This is a genomic window from Dysgonomonas gadei ATCC BAA-286 (assembly GCF_000213555.1).
Classification (GTDB): domain Bacteria; phylum Bacteroidota; class Bacteroidia; order Bacteroidales; family Dysgonomonadaceae; genus Dysgonomonas; species Dysgonomonas gadei.
In genome coordinates, this window is record NZ_GL891985.1 from 266,997 (window position 1) to 284,008 (window position 17,012).

At 38.9% G+C, this 17,012-nt stretch carries 17 protein-coding genes and 1 tRNA gene; 12 read left to right on the forward strand and 6 right to left on the reverse strand.

Annotation, left to right across the window (positions count from 1 at the left end; genetic code table 11):
• Window positions 1-64: 64 nt before the first annotated feature.
• From HMPREF9455_RS13735 to HMPREF9455_RS13770, 7 genes are all read left to right on the forward strand, one after another.
• On the forward strand, window positions 65-1,753 hold the full coding sequence (locus tag HMPREF9455_RS13735; protein WP_006800316.1) for a hypothetical protein: 1,689 nt from the start codon (window positions 65-67) through the stop codon (window positions 1,751-1,753).
• The gene (locus HMPREF9455_RS13740; RefSeq protein WP_052303094.1) at window positions 1,750-3,450 is read left to right on the forward strand and encodes a YfhO family protein; all 1,701 of its coding nucleotides are present in this window, start codon (window positions 1,750-1,752) and stop codon (window positions 3,448-3,450) included. Before HMPREF9455_RS13735 ends, HMPREF9455_RS13740 begins: the two co-directional genes overlap by 4 nt.
• Window positions 3,428-5,119 carry a 6-pyruvoyl-tetrahydropterin synthase-related protein gene (locus tag HMPREF9455_RS13745; RefSeq protein WP_006800318.1) on the forward strand — a complete coding sequence of 564 codons (1,692 nt, stop codon included), beginning with the start codon at window positions 3,428-3,430 and terminating at the stop codon, window positions 5,117-5,119. The genes HMPREF9455_RS13740 and HMPREF9455_RS13745 overlap by 23 nt, the downstream gene beginning before the upstream one ends.
• A gap of 4 nt (window positions 5,120-5,123) precedes the next feature.
• On the forward strand, window positions 5,124-5,333 hold the full coding sequence (locus HMPREF9455_RS13750; RefSeq protein WP_006800319.1) for a hypothetical protein: 210 nt from the start codon (window positions 5,124-5,126) through the stop codon (window positions 5,331-5,333).
• Window positions 5,326-5,769, forward strand: a complete 444-nt coding sequence (locus HMPREF9455_RS13755) for a YqaA family protein (RefSeq protein ID WP_006800320.1) — start codon at window positions 5,326-5,328, stop codon at window positions 5,767-5,769. The genes HMPREF9455_RS13750 and HMPREF9455_RS13755 overlap by 8 nt, the downstream gene beginning before the upstream one ends.
• A 331-nt stretch (window positions 5,770-6,100) precedes the next feature.
• Window positions 6,101-6,880 (forward strand): radical SAM protein, encoded by a 780-nt coding sequence (locus tag HMPREF9455_RS13765; protein ID WP_006800322.1) that lies wholly within the window; start codon window positions 6,101-6,103, stop codon window positions 6,878-6,880.
• Window positions 6,881-6,925: 45 nt separating this feature from the next.
• A complete protein-coding gene (locus HMPREF9455_RS13770; RefSeq protein WP_006800323.1) occupies window positions 6,926-7,477 on the forward strand; it encodes an NAD(P)H-dependent oxidoreductase in 552 nt (183 codons plus the stop codon).
• Between the two features lie 75 nt (window positions 7,478-7,552).
• Here HMPREF9455_RS13770 and tsaE read toward each other — a convergent pair whose 3' ends face one another.
• Window positions 7,553-7,969: a tRNA (adenosine(37)-N6)-threonylcarbamoyltransferase complex ATPase subunit type 1 TsaE gene (gene tsaE / locus HMPREF9455_RS13775; protein WP_006800324.1), complete on the reverse strand. Its 417-nt coding sequence runs from the start codon at window positions 7,967-7,969 to the stop codon at window positions 7,553-7,555.
• A 423-nt stretch (window positions 7,970-8,392) separates the two neighbouring features.
• Between tsaE and HMPREF9455_RS13780 the strand changes: the two genes are divergently transcribed.
• Entirely contained in the window at window positions 8,393-9,223 is an 831-nt protein-coding gene (locus HMPREF9455_RS13780) for an AbiH family protein (RefSeq protein WP_006800325.1), read from the forward strand.
• 209 nt (window positions 9,224-9,432) lie between these two features.
• On the opposite strand, the gene HMPREF9455_RS13785 is transcribed toward HMPREF9455_RS13780, so the two are convergent.
• A tRNA-Leu gene (locus HMPREF9455_RS13785) sits at window positions 9,433-9,514 on the reverse strand.
• Between the two features lie 225 nt (window positions 9,515-9,739).
• Here HMPREF9455_RS13785 and HMPREF9455_RS13790 point away from each other — a divergent pair.
• Complete coding sequence (locus HMPREF9455_RS13790; RefSeq protein ID WP_006800326.1) at window positions 9,740-11,488, forward strand: DNA polymerase III subunit gamma/tau; 1,749 nt, start codon at window positions 9,740-9,742, stop codon at window positions 11,486-11,488.
• Between the two features lie 5 nt (window positions 11,489-11,493).
• Here HMPREF9455_RS13790 and HMPREF9455_RS13795 read toward each other — a convergent pair whose 3' ends face one another.
• Window positions 11,494-12,624, reverse strand: coding sequence for a hypothetical protein (locus tag HMPREF9455_RS13795; RefSeq protein WP_006800327.1), 1,131 nt, complete (start codon window positions 12,622-12,624; stop codon window positions 11,494-11,496).
• A 21-nt stretch (window positions 12,625-12,645) separates the two neighbouring features.
• A complete protein-coding gene (locus tag HMPREF9455_RS13800; RefSeq protein ID WP_006800328.1) occupies window positions 12,646-13,809 on the reverse strand; it encodes an exo-beta-N-acetylmuramidase NamZ family protein in 1,164 nt (387 codons plus the stop codon).
• Window positions 13,810-13,885: 76 nt separating this feature from the next.
• On the opposite strand from HMPREF9455_RS13800, the gene HMPREF9455_RS13805 reads away from it, so the two are divergent.
• The 3 genes from HMPREF9455_RS13805 (at window position 13,886) to HMPREF9455_RS13815 (ending at window position 15,607) form a co-directional block, all read left to right on the forward strand.
• Window positions 13,886-14,422, forward strand: a complete 537-nt coding sequence (locus tag HMPREF9455_RS13805; protein ID WP_006800329.1) for an HDIG domain-containing metalloprotein — start codon at window positions 13,886-13,888, stop codon at window positions 14,420-14,422.
• An 87-nt stretch (window positions 14,423-14,509) separates the two neighbouring features.
• On the forward strand, window positions 14,510-15,007 hold the full coding sequence (locus tag HMPREF9455_RS13810) for an outer membrane beta-barrel protein (RefSeq protein WP_157256603.1): 498 nt from the start codon (window positions 14,510-14,512) through the stop codon (window positions 15,005-15,007).
• Between the two features lie 135 nt (window positions 15,008-15,142).
• A complete protein-coding gene (locus tag HMPREF9455_RS13815) occupies window positions 15,143-15,607 on the forward strand; it encodes a hypothetical protein (protein WP_006800331.1) in 465 nt (154 codons plus the stop codon).
• Between the two features lie 66 nt (window positions 15,608-15,673).
• On the opposite strand, the gene HMPREF9455_RS13820 is transcribed toward HMPREF9455_RS13815, so the two are convergent.
• Window positions 15,674-16,015 carry a hypothetical protein gene (locus tag HMPREF9455_RS13820; RefSeq protein WP_006800332.1) on the reverse strand — a complete coding sequence of 114 codons (342 nt, stop codon included), beginning with the start codon at window positions 16,013-16,015 and terminating at the stop codon, window positions 15,674-15,676.
• Between the two features lie 80 nt (window positions 16,016-16,095).
• A complete protein-coding gene (locus tag HMPREF9455_RS13825; RefSeq protein WP_044216294.1) occupies window positions 16,096-17,010 on the reverse strand; it encodes a ribonuclease Z in 915 nt (304 codons plus the stop codon).
• Window positions 17,011-17,012 lie beyond the last annotated feature (2 nt).

A 17,012-nucleotide genomic window follows, 5' to 3' on the forward strand; every position in this document is an offset into this window, starting at 1 on the left:
GAAACAATCGATGGGCAAATATTTATTTGCCCCTACAAGCTAAAAAGAAAAATAGAAATAGTGAATGAATAGTGTAAACGACATAAAAACAGACAGTAAATATTCATTTTGGACATTCCTGTCATTATTATTTGCCTTATCCCTGTTTATGGTATGTTGGTTCGGGCCTGTATTGGCATACGCGGGACACGACTATTTCTTCAACATAGGGAGGTTCAATGTGCTGATTGATGCGTTGAAATTGGGTAATTACCCTATTTACTTAGACTACAACGCTCTTGAAGGCTACGGCTATTTCACCAAAGGATTTTATCCCGACCTAATAATATTGCCGTTTGCGGCATTGGGTATCCTCACAGGGACAATCGCAGCATATAATGTGATGATTTTTACCATGACATTCCTCTGCGGATTGTTCACATATATTGCAGTGAATACAGTATTCAGGAATACATTCGTAGCATCGGTAAGCGCAATTCTATATACATTTTCGGCTTATCATCTGTTCGACTGGTATAACCGTGCAGCTCTGGGCGAATCGCTTTCATTCACGTTCCTGCCTATTATATTCCTCGGGCTTTACCACATCATAAAGGGTGATTACAGAAAATGGTATTTGCTGACAATCGGATATAGCCTGCTTATTTATACACATCTGCTATCATCTTTCCTTACCTTTATTACCCTTGCCCTTATTGTCATCATCTGCTATAAACCACTGATAAAAGAGCCCAAGCGGATAGGCTACTTAGCACTGGCTGCAATAATTACCCTACCTATCGTAAGCAGCTATATACTGACACTGCTGGAACAAATGACATCCAATACATTCTATTACAGCACAAAAGAAAACATAACCGGACAAACCAAACTCGGTTTGCAAGACCTCGGCTGGGGATTTCTTAGCGGAATATTATATCCCAAAACTGAAAATATGGCCGGCACAGGCCCGTTGCTTATCTTACTTGTACTATTAAGGTTGTTTGTAAAAGAGAAGAATTCATCTGTCAAGGTCGCTGATTTTTGCCTTTTAACCGGGATTATTCTGCTTGTCATTGCTTCCGCTGTTTTCCCTTGGGGACGGCTGCCACTCGGATTCATCCAGTTCCCGTGGCGGTTGTATGAATTTATTATATTTTTCTTTGCTATCGGCGGAGCATATTACTTATCTGTGATAGTAAGAAACAGAAAACAGCAGATTGTTGCGGGAAGTGTGATTGTCCTTTTTACTCTTATTACTTTCATTGTAAACAATAACAATTATAAATACTGGCAATCACTGGCCATAAGTGAAGCTCCGCATTGGTTCACAGGAGTTGCCTCGGTAGACAATGAATATTATCTGGGCGGACTGGAATATCTTCCTGTAAATGTGCCGTCACACCATTATATACATGAGCGGGGAGATATAGTGATATCGAAAAATGAAGAAACTGTCATCTCTAATTTTACAAGAAAAGAAGGTGTAACTTCATTTGATATAGATATAAAGAATCCGAGTAAATTGGAACTGCCATTGGTATATTACAAAGGATACGAAGCCTCATATTTAGATAAAAAGAATGGAATGCCCGTTACTGAAAGTGAAAACGGATTGGTACAGATTGAAGCCGGTAAATCGGGGCAAATAGAGGTCGTTTACAGATGGACAGCCACACAGCAATATAGCTGGTATATTTCCATATTGAGCACTATTGGGCTGATAATATATATCTTTGTCTCTAATCGCAAACGGAGTGATGTAAACAAATGATGAATAAAATAAATAGTCTTATAGCAACCATAGCTGCGAATAAGAAATCCCATTTCTGGGTTTTCTTTACCACATTGATACTTCTTTCATTTTATATGACAGAAGTCTTCGGCGCGGTGTACGAGCATCCGGGCTATGACTATTACTTTCACCTGAAACGTTTCGAGGCACTGATTACCGCGCTTCGGGAAGGAACTTTTCCTCATTATATAGACTATGCTGCGGCACTCAATTACGGCTATCTGAGCAAGGTATTCTACTCCGATGTAATATTGATCCCTTTTGCTACACTGGGTATCCTTATAGGTTCGTACAATTCCTTTGAAGTGATGCTGTTTACCATGACCATTCTTTGCGGAATATTCATGTATTCGGCGGTGAAAACAATATATAAGAGTTCGTTTGCAGCTTTTGTTGCAGGGATACTCTATACATTCTCCGTCTATCGCTTCTATGATATTTACAACCGTGGTGCCATGGGCGAAGTCTTTGCCTTTACATTTATTCCCCTGGTATTTCTGGGACTTTACCATATAATTAAAGGCGATTATAAGAAATGGTATATTATTGCCATTGGTTTCAGTCTGCTTATTTTTTCACATGTTATCTCTACGGTTCTCACATTTATTACAGTGGTGATAGTACTTATTTTCTACTGTAAACCATTGATAAAAGAACCCAAAAGATTCGCTTACCTCATTCTCGCGGGAATTGTCACCTTAGCCATTACAGCAGTCTATATATTTCCGCTATGGGAGCAGATGCAGGCAAACACATACCGCTATGAGACCAACAATTGGACGCTGCCTGCCAATGCCAAGATACCCCTCGATTATGTTTTCTGGGGATTGGTGAGCGGATTCTATTACCGGGACGATATATCGATAGTAGGTATCGGTGTTTTGCTGACTTCGGTTATTCTGCTTCGTTTCTTTATCAGGGGTAAATCGGAAATGCTGAAAAGTGTGGATATCGGGCTGCTTATCGGGTTGTTCTATATTTTTGCATCTTCGCAGTTATTCCCGTGGGGACGGTTTCCGTTCACCCTGTTGTCTTTTATCCAGTATCCGGGACGGTTGTATCTGTTGGTGACCTTTTTCTTTGCTGTGGCAGGGGGATATTATCTGTCGAGGATATTTGTGAAAGAAAAAGCCCGTTTCATCGTGGTTTTAGCTGTTATCCTATGTACTGCCATAGTAATATATATGCACAACGATAATTACAGGATTATGCATACCCATATCGGGCAAACAAATGAAAGGCCTGAAGCAAGCAATTTTTTCTACCTGAACGGAGCAGAATATGTTCCCGATAAAGTAGAATCTGCCTACCACATTCTTCTCAGAGGCGACAATATTGCTTCCATAAATGGAAATACGGCGATTGAAAGCCACAGCCGGGACAAGCATATACTGAATATCAGGATAAATACGCAAAGCACAGACTCGCTGGAACTCCCACTCTTCTATTACAAAGGTTACACAGCTCTACTGAATGACAAGGAATTACCAATCACACAAAGTACACACGGACTTATACAGATACCTGTAAATGAAACAGGTGATGTGAAAGTATATTACGAAGGTACAATTATTCAGAAAGTGAGCTTCTATCTGAGTATTCTTAGCATTCTATGCCTCATTATATACATTTGGATCACAAAAAAACGTAAGAATGACAATAAAGCACATAGATAGAAAGACAAAATTCAGGATATTTTTAGTATTCTTTTTCCTCATCTCGTTACTAGCAACACTCTACTACACCCTTGCATCCGATTATCCGGGCGTAGATTACTATTTTCATCTCAGACGCTTCAATGTTTTGATACAAGCTCTATCTGATGGTCAATATCCTTTTTATATCGACACTACGCTCATAGAAAGTTATGGTTATAATGTAAAATCGTTTTACCCCGATCTTATCTTATTGCCTTTCGCATTTATTGGAATATTTACAGGTGCATTGTTTGCTTATAATCTGATGTTATTTACAGCTACATTTCTATGCGGAGTTTTCACATATAAGTTAGCAGAAAGAATCTACAATAGTCCTTTTACAGCCGTAATCAGTGCTATCTTATTTACTTTTTGCCTGTACCGGATGTTCGACATATATCATCGCGCTGCATTGGGTGAAATCCTTTCTTTTACTTTTGTCCCTATCGTATTTTTGGGCTTATATGAGATACTGAAAGGAGATTACAAGAAATGGTATATTCTTACAATCGGAATTTCTCTGATGATATATACTCATTTGATATCTTCCGTACTCATCTTTATCCTCATTTTATTATTCTGTGTTATTTCTTATAAATCTTTTTTGGATAACCCTAAAAGACTACTGTTCCTCATCCTGTCAGGACTGATTAGTTTGCCTATTGTTGCTTCTTACATAATCCCGATGTTAGAGCAAATCAGTTCAAATAGTTTCAAGTTCAATTCTCATGTGGGCGAACTATGGAGGGGACAGTTAGCAATCAGCGCATTGATAAAAGGTCTGCTTGGAGGAATTGTATTTCAAAACAGAATGGTAATTTATGGAAGCGGTATTGGAGTTCTTCTCTTTGCCCCCATTTTGTTACGCTTCTTTGTTAAAGAGAAATCCGAGAAACTGTACATGACAGATATTATCGTTATCATCGGTATATTTCTTATTTTTACTACTACCTACCTGTTTCCGTGGAGTTCACCCTATCTGCAATTCTTCCAATTCATCCAGTTCCCTTGGAGATGGCTCGAATTTTCAAGTTTTTCCTTTGCTATTGCCGGAGGATTTTATTTATCTCAAATTGTCACATCTCAGCGAAATCGCATAGTAACCTGTACTGTTGTTATTATCCTTTCTTTTCTATCAACTATAAATTATATAAATCACTTCGAACGGGAATATACAGAGGGAAAAGTGTCCCCATGGGAGGAAGAGTATTTAACAGAAGAACCGACTATTCATAATTCTTATTATATCATAGGAGGAGAATACCTCCCGGCAAAAGTCCCGTCCATTTTCTATATCCATGACAGAGGAGATAGTATCAGTGTAAACAATGCAGACTCCAAAATTTCCAGATTTAAAAGGGAAGACACAATATTAAAGTTTACTGTAAATATTGCAGAAGCTGATAGCCTGACCCTTCCCCTAATTTATTATAAAGGCTACACAGCATTACTGAACAACAAAGACTTACCCATCACACAAAGCACACACGGGCTTATACAGATACCTGTGAATGAAACGGGTAATGTGAAAGTATATTACGAAGGTACAATTATTCAAAAAGTGAGCTTCGGTATTTCCATTCTCGCTATATTTGCATTATGTATTTATATTCTTATACAAAGAAGAAAGAAACCATTTAAAACGTAATGCAATGCAATATTCTAACTGGGATTACATATACGCCATATTCATGCTCATTTTCGGCATCTTTATGATTATCAGCCCCCGCTCGCTCATGCGCAAGGCCAAATATGACGAAGAAAGCCTGAAAACTGAATCGTGGGTAAAAAAAGCAGGCATAGGCCTGTGTATAATAGCACCCCTTTTCGCCCTCTTCATATACTACAAGATGCATGCTTGACGGCTTCGTCGAATATGGTTATATCGGCCTTTTTCTGGCATCTTTCCTGGCGGCAACTATTCTGCCGTTCGGGTCGGAATTTGTCTTTGCCGGACTGTTGGCTATAGGGATGAATGCCTGGGGATGTGTCATTGTAGCCTCAGTAGGTAACTGGCTGGGAGGTATGACCAACTATTATCTCGGTCGTCTGGGAAAAATAGAATGGATAGAAAAATACCTGAAAGTAGACCGGGGCAAGATAGAAAAGATGCAGCAATGGCTGGAAGGGAAAGGTGCGATAATGGCCTTTTTCAGTTTCATGCCTGTTGTGGGTGATATCATCGCACTGGCTTTGGGTTATATGCGGGCAAATATATATATTGTCAATGTAGCAATGTTCTCGGGTAAATTGTTGCGGTATATATTGATTATGTATGGTGTGAGTTGGATTATATGATGATGTATATTTATTGGGGAAGTTTATCTATACTTAAATCGGTGAACAGTGAACAGTCGGAGAAAGGAAAGCTAGTAATGAAAAATAGTGTAAAAAATGTAACTTTTGTAACTTTTTCTAGAGATAGGCCACTGATGCGTCAGCTACTGTTAACTGATTCAAAAATGTCAGATATGTCAGATTTTAACAAAAATAGTACACTCCAATAACTAACTCTTTTAACGCAAAGGGCGCAAAAGTTGACAATTGGAAAATAGTGTAAAAAGTGTCAACTTTGTCAGGTTTTTTGAACATTGATAATGCTAAATTATTTTTTTAATAGAACAAACTAATGTCAACTATATTATTCCACGAAATAGTTTTCGGACCTATACACAGCCGGCGTCTCGGCAGTTCGCTGGGGATGAACCTCCTCCCCTACGACGGTAAGCTGTGTTCATTCGACTGCATCTACTGTGAATGCGGGTACAACAAAGACTTCAGGACGAGAACAAAACTTCCCGACCGGGAAAATGTAAAGGCTGCGCTTGAAGATAAACTTATCCGGCTCCGCGAAGAAAATGCCGATATTGACGTTATCACCTTCGCAGGAAACGGCGAGCCGACTATGCATCCTCAATTTGCCGGAATCATAGACGATACGATAGAATTACGGGACAAATATTTCCCCAAAGCAAAGATCAGCGTGCTGTCCAATGCCATGCATGCAGGAAAGCAGAAGGTTTTTGACGCGCTGGAAAAGGTAGACAATAATATACTTAAGCTCGACTCAGGTATACTGGAAACTATACGCCTGATAGATCGCCCCAACTCACCGGAATACAGCGTCGAAAAACAAAAGGAGCTATTTAAGCGTTTCAAAGGCAATTTTATTATGCAAACAATGTTTGTAACAGGGAGTCACAATGGAAAAACTGTGGACAATACCACAGAAGAGGAAATCTCGGCATGGCTGCAAATAGTAAAAGAAACAAATCCTCGCGAAGTGATGATATATACGATCGACAGGGAAACACCCGAAAAGAATCTTGAGAAAGTTTCTGTGGAGAAGTTAAAGGAAATCGCAAAACGTATCGAAGAATTAGGAATAAAGGTCAATGTTGCAGGTTAAGTAATATTGATAATCAACAACTCTATAAATAAATTAAACATAATAATGGTAACAATCGTATTCAGCCACCCATGGCATGGTAGCTTTAACAAAGCTATTTTAGACACAATTACAGCAAAATTCGAACAACAAAACAAGGCTTATCAGGTTATCGACCTCCCTAAAGATAAATTCAACCCCTCATTTTCAGAAGCGGAACTTGCAGTATATAATCAGGGAAAGGCTATCGACCCGCTCGTTCTGAAATATCAGGAGATGCTGAATAAATCTGATGAGGCTATATTCATATATCCAATCTGGTGGGGAACAATGCCTGCTATACTGAAAGGCTTTTTTGATAAAGTACTTCTTCAAGGTTTTGCTTTCAGCTATGAAAATGGATGGACTCCATTGCTCAAAATCGGACGGGCTACAGTAATCACAACATCGGAGAGTGCCGGCGAAATATTCAAGCCTTTCGTTCAGGATTATTTTATTCCTAACATGCTCTATTCGGTAGGTATCAACAATGCCACATGGCTCAATTGCGAACACACCTCCACAGGTACCGACGAGATGCGCAAAGACTTCCTCAAGAAAGTGGAAGCTACGGTGTGATATAGAAAACTTAAAATACAAAGGGACAGACTATACAGCCTGTCCCTTCTTATCTTCTTTTAAAGAACCTGAACACTAGGCACCAACTACTACACTTCTACTGCCATCTTCCAAGACTTTGATACTGACATTCACTGTATCGGCCGGCAGGAGGTTCTCAATCAGTTCGGGCCACTCGATAAAACAGAGGCTACCGCTGTAGAAATAATCTTCGTAGCCGAAATCGAAAGCCTCTTCCACTTTGTTGATCCGGTAGAAGTCGAAATGGTAAATCAACTCTCCACTATCGGAACGGTATTCGTTGACGATGGCGAATGTAGGGCTGTTTATAGTATCTGACACACCCAATTTCTCGCAGATGGCTTTGATAAAGGTAGTCTTACCCGCACCCATTTCGCCACGGAATGCAAAGACGGTATTATCTCCCATCGATTTTACGAATTCGATAGCGGCCTGATCCATGTCCTCTAGTGATTTTATTGTAATATTCATATCTAATCATCATTAATTTGATTACAAAGATATATTTTGTCTTGCATTCTTTATGCTTTTTTACGCCTACCTCCTTATTTTATTTGATGAAGTTTAAATAAAATTATCTATATGGAAAGAAGGGGTTATTAAGAATGAAAAAAGCGACAAAAAGAAAAAATCTTCAATTTGTCGCTCTCTGTGCGATAAGGTATCAGATTATCGAACACTTATAGAGGATTTTGTGAAAGTTATTGAGTTTATGAAGTATATTAATTTTATGGATATGGTGAGATGATGCATAAAAGAATTATCCTACCCTTAGGCGTTCTATTCTCGATGATTTAGATTTAATTTATGAGTTGAAAGAGTGGATTCCAAAGCCATAATTAACTTATTGTTATTATAGCTATATTTGAAAAGGAATCTAAAACACACAAATGTATGACTAATAATGATTATGACACAATTTTGATAACAGGGAATGGATTTGATTTAAATTTAGGTTTAAAAACAGGTTATCAGGATTTTATAGTAAGTGATGCTTTCAGTAACTTACTAAAGGCAAACAATCAGCTTTGTATATATCTAAAAAATCAACATGAACTAAATAATTGGATAGATATTGAAAATGAACTGAAAGAATACTCGAAGTCAATATATAAAGATTCTAATAGAAATATATTTAGACAAGAATATCAATCTTTGTGTAAATCTTTATGCGATTATTTGAATAACATAGATATGTCATATGTAGATAATATAGATGAAACATCCCAAGCTTATGAAATTCTCACAGAGAAATTTGAAAGACTATTAATTTTCAATTTTAATTATACATTAAGTATTGAATATCTTTTATATAAGAAAAATTTAAATCATAAAGTTATCAAGGTGCATGGTACTGCTAAAGAGAACAGAATTGTTTTTGGTGTAGAAGATAATGCAAGAATTAATGCAAGTGATGTTTTTTTGAAAAAATCGACTTGCATATGGAACAAAATATATGATATTGATAAAATTTTATCTAATGCAAAAGATATTATATTCTTAGGATATTCTTTAGGAGAAACTGACCATCATTATTTCGAACAGTTTTTTAAGGCTGCTGCTATAAATAATTTCATGGATAGAAGTCGAAAGAATATTTTTATATCATATTATAAAGAAGATAGCATGTATGATATCCTCAAACAGATAGATTACATGACAAGCAATCGAATCCAAGGTCTTAGGACTCATCAAAATTTTGAAATGTTTGATTTAGCAAAATAGTATTGCTTTAATTATTAAAAGAATATATAATCGAAGGTTGCAGTCCAGTAACGTTTTTTCTTTTTTATAAAAATAATTTCAATAACTATTTACAATTTACTTTTTCAAATTTATATATCTGTATGAGATATATAAAATAGAATGTTTTTTCCACTTATATAAAAGAAAAAAGAGACAAAATGGAAAAATTACCAAATTGTCTCTTTGAGTGCGGATGAAGGGACTCGAACCCCCACGCCTCACGGCACCAGATCCTAAGTCTGGCGCGGCTACCAATTACGCCACATCCGCGTAGCTAATTGCGTTAGCGGGTACAAAGGTATAATTATTTTTCTAATAACAATGCTTTATATGCAAAAAATGGAATTTTTGACAAAAATAAGATCATATAAGTCTGAAAAAGACCCGGAAATTCGGAACAGACATACAATTTTTAAGTTAATGCTTTCGGGTAAACTTTAGCTTTTTTCTTTCCGTTTTTTTTCATAGCTTTGTCCTGCTAAAGAAGAAATTGAGATGGATAACTATATAGTTTCAGCACGCAAATACCGCCCTATGACGTTCAACTCGGTTGTCGGGCAACGCGCATTGACCACTACTCTCAAAAATGCGATTGCTTCAGGGAAACTGGCACATGCCTACCTGTTCTGCGGTCCGCGTGGAGTAGGAAAAACAACCTGTGCCCGTATCTTCGCTAAAACTATCAATTGCCTTTCACCGGCAGCAGACGGCGAAGCATGCAATCAATGCGAATCTTGTGTGGCGTTCAACGAACAGCGTTCTTTTAACATCCACGAACTCGATGCCGCATCCAACAACTCGGTAGACGATATCCGTTCATTGATAGAACAGGTGCGTATACCTCCGCAAATCGGAAAATACAAAGTATATATCATCGACGAGGTACACATGCTTTCGCAAGCAGCATTCAATGCTTTCCTTAAAACGTTGGAAGAGCCTCCGCATCATGCTATCTTTATCCTTGCAACAACGGAGAAGCATAAAATACTGCCTACTATTTTGTCACGTTGCCAAATATATGACTTCAGCCGCATTACAATTAAAGATACTGTAGAGCATCTCCAATATGTAGCGTCTCAGGAAAATGTACAGACAGAGCCGGAAGCCTTGAATGTACTGGCCCAAAAAGCCGATGGGGGAATGCGTGATGCATTATCCATTTTTGATCAGGTAGTTAGTTTCACAGGAGGAAATGTAACATACAAGGCAGTCATAGAAAACCTGAATGTACTGGATTATGAATACTATTTCAGGCTTACTGACTGTATCCTTGCCAACAATGTTGTGGACGGGCTGCTCATATTAAATGAAATATTGAGTAAAGGCTTTGACGGCAATAATGTCATAACTGGCATTGCCTCTCATTTCAGAGACCTGCTTCTATGCAAAGACCCGAAAACGGCTGAGTTGTTTGAAGTCGGTGCTTCTATCCGGGACAGATACATTGAGACCGCCAGAAAATGCAACAACGAATTTCTCTACAAGGCAATAGATATAGTCAATGAAAGTGACCTCAATTACAGGCTAAGCCGAAACAAGCGGTTACTATCCGATCTGACCGTCATACGACTATGTCAACTATCTTCCCCTCAGACAGGTTTGGAAGATCAAAAAAAAAAGCAGGTAATTGATCCTATATTTTCGAAACAGGAGGCCAAACAGACTCCTCCAACAAATCAGACAGTTCCGCAGTCCCAAAACAGCCGGCCTGCACCAGCACCTGTTACAAGAAATATTCCAAGTACGCCTCAGCCTGCAAGCAGTACCCCAACCACAAGTACCCCAAAGCCGATGTCAGCCGGGGGATTAGGTATCTCCATATCAGCTTTTGGACAGAAAAAGGAAGAAGAAGCTAAAGTGGAAGTGAAAGTCGAATCTTTAAATGAAAGATTCACCCCTCTCCAACTTATCAATGAATGGAAAGCATTTGCAGAAGCCCTTACTGAGGAACATCATCTAAAGAACACAATGCTCAACTGCCTGCCAAATCTTATAGAAAATACATTATTTGAGGTTGTGGTAAATAATCCCGTACAGGAGCAACGGTTGTTAGAACACAGAATGGATATTCTGATAAAATTGAGAACCCAGCTTCGCAATACTCACATAAAAATGCAAGTTCGTATAAGTGAGGATAATGAGAAGAAACTTGCCTTTACACCAGCAGAGAAATTCAATCTGATGATGGAAGAGAATGAAAGCCTACGCCGGTTGAAAGACGAATTCGGTTTGGAGCTTTCATAAAACAATTACTTTTCTTTCCGATACACCGCCCGGATTTGCTTCTCTCCGTTCAGCTCTATATTGAAGGCATGCTCTGAGATTTCTTTCTTCTTTTTCCTATCGGTAAATGTAGTTTCTGTCTTTATAAGGAGCGATGTAAAGTAAACCCCTTTGTTATCCTTTATGACTTCAGGAAAATCAGATGGCAATTTATACGAAACACTTTTTATTTTCTTGAGTTTAAGAGCTGCCTTTATAGAATCTGCAATAACGGTATTAGGTTGGTTTTGCATATCAAAGAACTTAAGCAACACCGATGCGGAACTCTTTTGTATATCTTTATTATTCACGGACGAAAGAGCTTTAAAGAAGTCGGACAATACTTTCTCTACATTTTTTAGTTCGTCCGCTTCAATGACCTTGAGCTGGCTGAGATATTCATACTTCTGTTTTGCTACATCCTCATATTCTCCTGCATAACGACCTATTTTTACATTATCGAGATAAGCCTGATAAGCATCAGGCGTATTTTGTTCTATTGCCTGAAGCCAACTAAGAGAATCCACTACATGTTTTATTCGCCTTTCATATGGCGTTTGCGGATGGTCTGCCAAAAAAGAAAAAAGAGCATCTACATTCCCCGATTTGCGAAGAGACTCCCATTCATTTCGTTCCTGCTCCCGTAGTTGCATGATTTTATTCTGAGCTTCGTTACTGTATCTCCCTTCGGGATAATGAACCAGATATTTGGAATAACTTAAAGGTGTGTTTTCCTCAATGCATTTATTCCAGTATCGAGATTCCGTTGCCTCCTCGTCTTTATTCTTCACAAAAAGCCCCCCTATACCTAACAAGAGCATAAACACTAATCCTATAGCAACAAAAACAAATAATTTCTTATTGCTTTTCGAAAGGGAAACCCGCTTCAAATTTTCCTCTACACTGTTCTCTATTGGCTTTTCGTTATAAGACGTATCCTCTTCCTCCTCCGGTGCAGCCTTCTCCTCTTCTATAAACATAGATTCAGAATCGTCTTTATTATATAGTAATTCCTCCGGATATGCATTTTGAGCAATTTCCTGACAGTCGCCACAGAAGGTTTCTCCTTCGTTTGTGCTTTTTCCGCAAAGCGGACATCTATTATCGTTATCTGCCATATCCCTTATTTTGTGATGTAGTTAATAATCTGCATACAACAAATATTTCTCCCGCATTGTTCTATATTTAATCAGGTCTTTTTCCCATGTTCTATAAATATCTTCTGCCGACACACCTTTAATAATCTGCAATCTTAGGGCATTCGTACCGGCCAATAGATCCATAAATCTAGGATTTGTAAAAAATGCAGCACCCAGTTCAGATTTTTTATAAAAGTCTATCAGGAATCTCAAATCAAGTCCGGGCTGATATTTATACTTCCTTAAATCAAGTCCGTAACAAGTCTTATTGACATTCAACGGGCTTTTATTTCCCTCATTGGGCCGTGGAGTAAAGGAAAACTTTCCATATTTCGGATTAGGGGTTCCCACTACCTGAAAAGGGAAATCGGTACCACGTCCGATACTCACATTTGTAGCTTCAAAAAAACAGAGGGAGGGGTATAAACCTACTGCCCAGTCATTTGGTAAATTAGGTGATGGTTTTACAGGAAGAAAGTAATAAGCCCCATGATTCCATCCGGTCATTGGGATCACTTTCAGATCAGATTTTATTCCACCTTTCAGCCAGCCTTCACCGTTTATCATCCGGGCTAATTCACCCACAGTAAGTCCGTGCAGAACGGGAATCGGATGCATACCCACGAATGACTTATATTTTAAGTCCAAAACAGGCCCGTCAATACGATCATTGGGATTGGGACGATCCAGGACAATACATTCTTTCCCGTTCTCGGCACATGCCTCCATTACATAATGCATTGTACTAATGTATGTATAAAAACGTGCTCCGACATCCTGTATGTCGAAAATAAGTATATCCGTATCCTTCAACTGATCTGCCGTCGGTTTATAATTTTTCCCATACAGGGAAATGACAGGAGTTCCGGTCTTGGTATCTTTACCATCCACTATCTTCTCTCCCGCATCTGCATTTCCCCGGAAACCATGTTCGGGAGCAAAAATCTTGGTTATATGTATCTTGTGAGATAAAAGTGTATCTAACAGGTGTGTCCCATTAGATAATACGGAAGTTTGATTAACTATTAAAGCAATTTTTTTATCTTTGATTGCAGGTAATAAAACATCAAGCCTGTCTGCACCTAACGACAAGGATTGAGCAAAAACCGTTATATTTGAGATGAGACATATAAGTGTAAGGGAAAATATATAAAACTTTTTCATTTATCTGACTGTTTTGAAAGTGAAAAGCCGTTTTACAAACTTACTTATTTTTATACGAAAAAAGACCGAATGCTATATGAATACGCTAGCTATAATCGAAAAATATTATAAAAAAGACTCGGATCTGTACAATATCTTGGTACAGCACAGTACCGATGTTACCAACAAGGCTTTATCCATAGCTGCAAATCATCCGGAACTGAATATTGACAGCAAGTTTGTAAGCGAAGCCGGCATGCTCCACGACATCGGCATCTTTATGACAAATGCACCTTCTATAAAATGCTTCGGCATAGAGCCTTATGTAGCACATGGCTATCTCGGACGTGTAATTGTAGAGAATGCCGGATACCCTATGCACGCACTTGTGTGCGAAAGACATACCGGTACAGGAATATCACTTGAGGAAATTATTGAGAATAATATGCCCGTGCCTCACAGAGATATGCGTCCTGTGAGCATCGAAGAGAAGCTAATATGCTTTGCAGATTGTTTCTTCTCCAAAACCCGGCTGGGAGAGGAACGGCCGATAGACAAAGTGCGGCAAAGCCTGTCCAAATTCGGAGAAACTTCCGTCCGGCAATTCGACAGATGGTGCGCTATATTCCTATGACAAGAAACAAAACCGAGCCTCCCTTCTTTTAAAAATTCATATCTTTGCTTACGAAACCAATTAATAATACACACAAATAGAATGCCTATGAAGAAAATCCTAATTATCTTAACTATTTGTTTATCTGCAATAACTACGGCTTCAGCTCAAGATCAGACCGGAAAGCTTTCATTTGCCGGAAGCCTCAATTACGGCTCGAAAGTAGAATCATTAGGAATAGGCCTCCGGGCACAATATGGTTTTACCAGCCACCTGAGAGGAACTGCCGAATATAAATACTATATAGACAGGCACAACCTCAGTGCATTCGGGATCAACGCCGACGGACATTATGTTTTCAGTGCCTCAGAAACCGTATCTCTATACCCTCTCGCCGGACTGAATTTAACTCGTTGGACTTACGATCCGGGCAGATCTAATTCCGATGACCCTAAATATTCAAATAACCGCATAGGATTAAATTTAGGTCTCGGAGGACAAGTCTCCCTGGACGACAATACATTTATCCAGATTGAAGCAAAAGAAGCCCTTATCAAGAACTACTCACAATTTGTGGTATCTGTCGGCTTCATGTATCAGTTCTGACGACATAAAAGAGGGATGAAATATATAAAAGGGTGATCTCAACGGGTCATCCTTTTTCTATACATCTACAAACAAATGCCATCCGGGTATTGTTATCTTAGTATGAGTATCTGTAATTGAAACCTTTTTATCATTATGATCAAATCAATCATACCCATAATCGTAATCTGTTTACTTTCCTATGCATGTTCCTTCTCAACAAAGAAAGACAGTCTGCAAACCAGTACCGATAAACCGGCAGAAAAGATAGAGAACATTCCGGCAATGATTCCATCCGGTAACGGAATTATCCGCCTGAATGTAGTCAACGGAAAGGGCAAGGTAGCTATACACAAGAAAAAGAACCAGATCATTTATGTCGAATTCGAATCCAAAGGCTACAAAAAGATTACCGCTCAACTATATTCCACAGACTCACTCGCGAACATCAGATTCTCTCAGATAACACTTCCTAATGGCAGCATGGATGGACCTTTCGACCGGAATCTAAGTTACAGTATACCTTCCGATGGAATCTGCAAACTATCCATCCATGAAAATATGATGGCAGGTGATCCCTGGGGAGGCATTATGGAAGTGGAGGTATCTCTCACTAAATAGGCTGTGACCCAATGAATAAAAAAGCCACTCTTCCGAATGGCTCTCCTATTATATTGTAATCTTTTATTATCTGACAACTATCTTCTGTGCTACTTTTCCCGCCTTTATTATATAAAGTCCTTTAGGTAACTCGAGAGGACAAGTTCCGATACACGTCTTCAGATTGACACTGGTGACCTTTACACCCAGAATACTATATACTTCAAGATAGCCCGATGTAGGAACATTCTCCAACGGAATCCTGACCGTACCACCATTAACTTCAACAATCAGATTCATTGTTTTATCTGTAGTCTGCTGAGGTTCGGACACAAAAATATTTGACGGAAAGTCCGTCTCTCCCGCATGTGCAGAGAAAGTGGCTCCACCAAACAATACAAGGAATAGTATGTTTCTCAAATTTACCATGTATCTATTATTCCTAATATTCACAAATATAGGCATTAAACCTTATAAAAGAATAAAAAGACTAAAAAAAATAAGGGCTTTCACAATTTTTCACGAAGTCCTTCGTTAGCAAGTACAGTGTTTGCAAATACCGCCCTGGCCTCTTCCAGTAAAATATTATTATCAGGATAGCGGGCCGAAAAATGACCCAGCATCAACTTCTTCACATTTGCCATCTTTGCTATTTGTGCGGCTTGCCCGGCGGTCGAATGGCCTGTCTCTTTAGCACGGGACTTATCCGTATCAGCGAATGTAGCTTCGTGATAAAGCAGATCCACACCCTCAATGACAGGTATAATCTTCTCACTATAAGCCGTATCGGAGCAGTAAGCATAGCAACGCGCAGGTTCGGCGGGAGTTGTTAGTCTTTCATGAGGTACAACTTTACCATCTTCGGTAACAAAATCAGCTCCCTGTTTTATTTTCGCCAACTCCCTTATCGGTATATTGTAGAATTTAATCATATCAGGTAGCAGATGCGCCTCTTTTTGCTTCTCCTCAAAGAGGAATCCCGCACAAGGCACTCTGTGCACGAGTGGTATCGTTTTCACTGAAACGGACCTGTCTTCGTAAATAACTTCGCTTACTTTCGGATTGAATACTTCTATTTTAACCTCAAAAGGGTTGTCCTTACAGAAGAAGTCGATTTCGGGGCGAAGTGTATTTTCAAGTCCGGCAACAGTATGTATTACAAGAGCACCCGTTCGTCCCAGAAGCCCCAATGTAGATATCAGTCCGATAAGACCAAAACAATGGTCTCCGTGCAGATGTGAGATAAATATATGGTTAAGACGCCCAAAACGCAGTTTGCTACGCCTGAATTGCAGCTGAGTTCCCTCCCCGCAATCTATCATATATAATTTCTCCCTGATATTCAGCACCTGAGATGATGGATTGTGTAAAGTTGTAGGTGTGGCAGAGCCACAACCCAATATATCCAATTCAAATCTTTCCATTC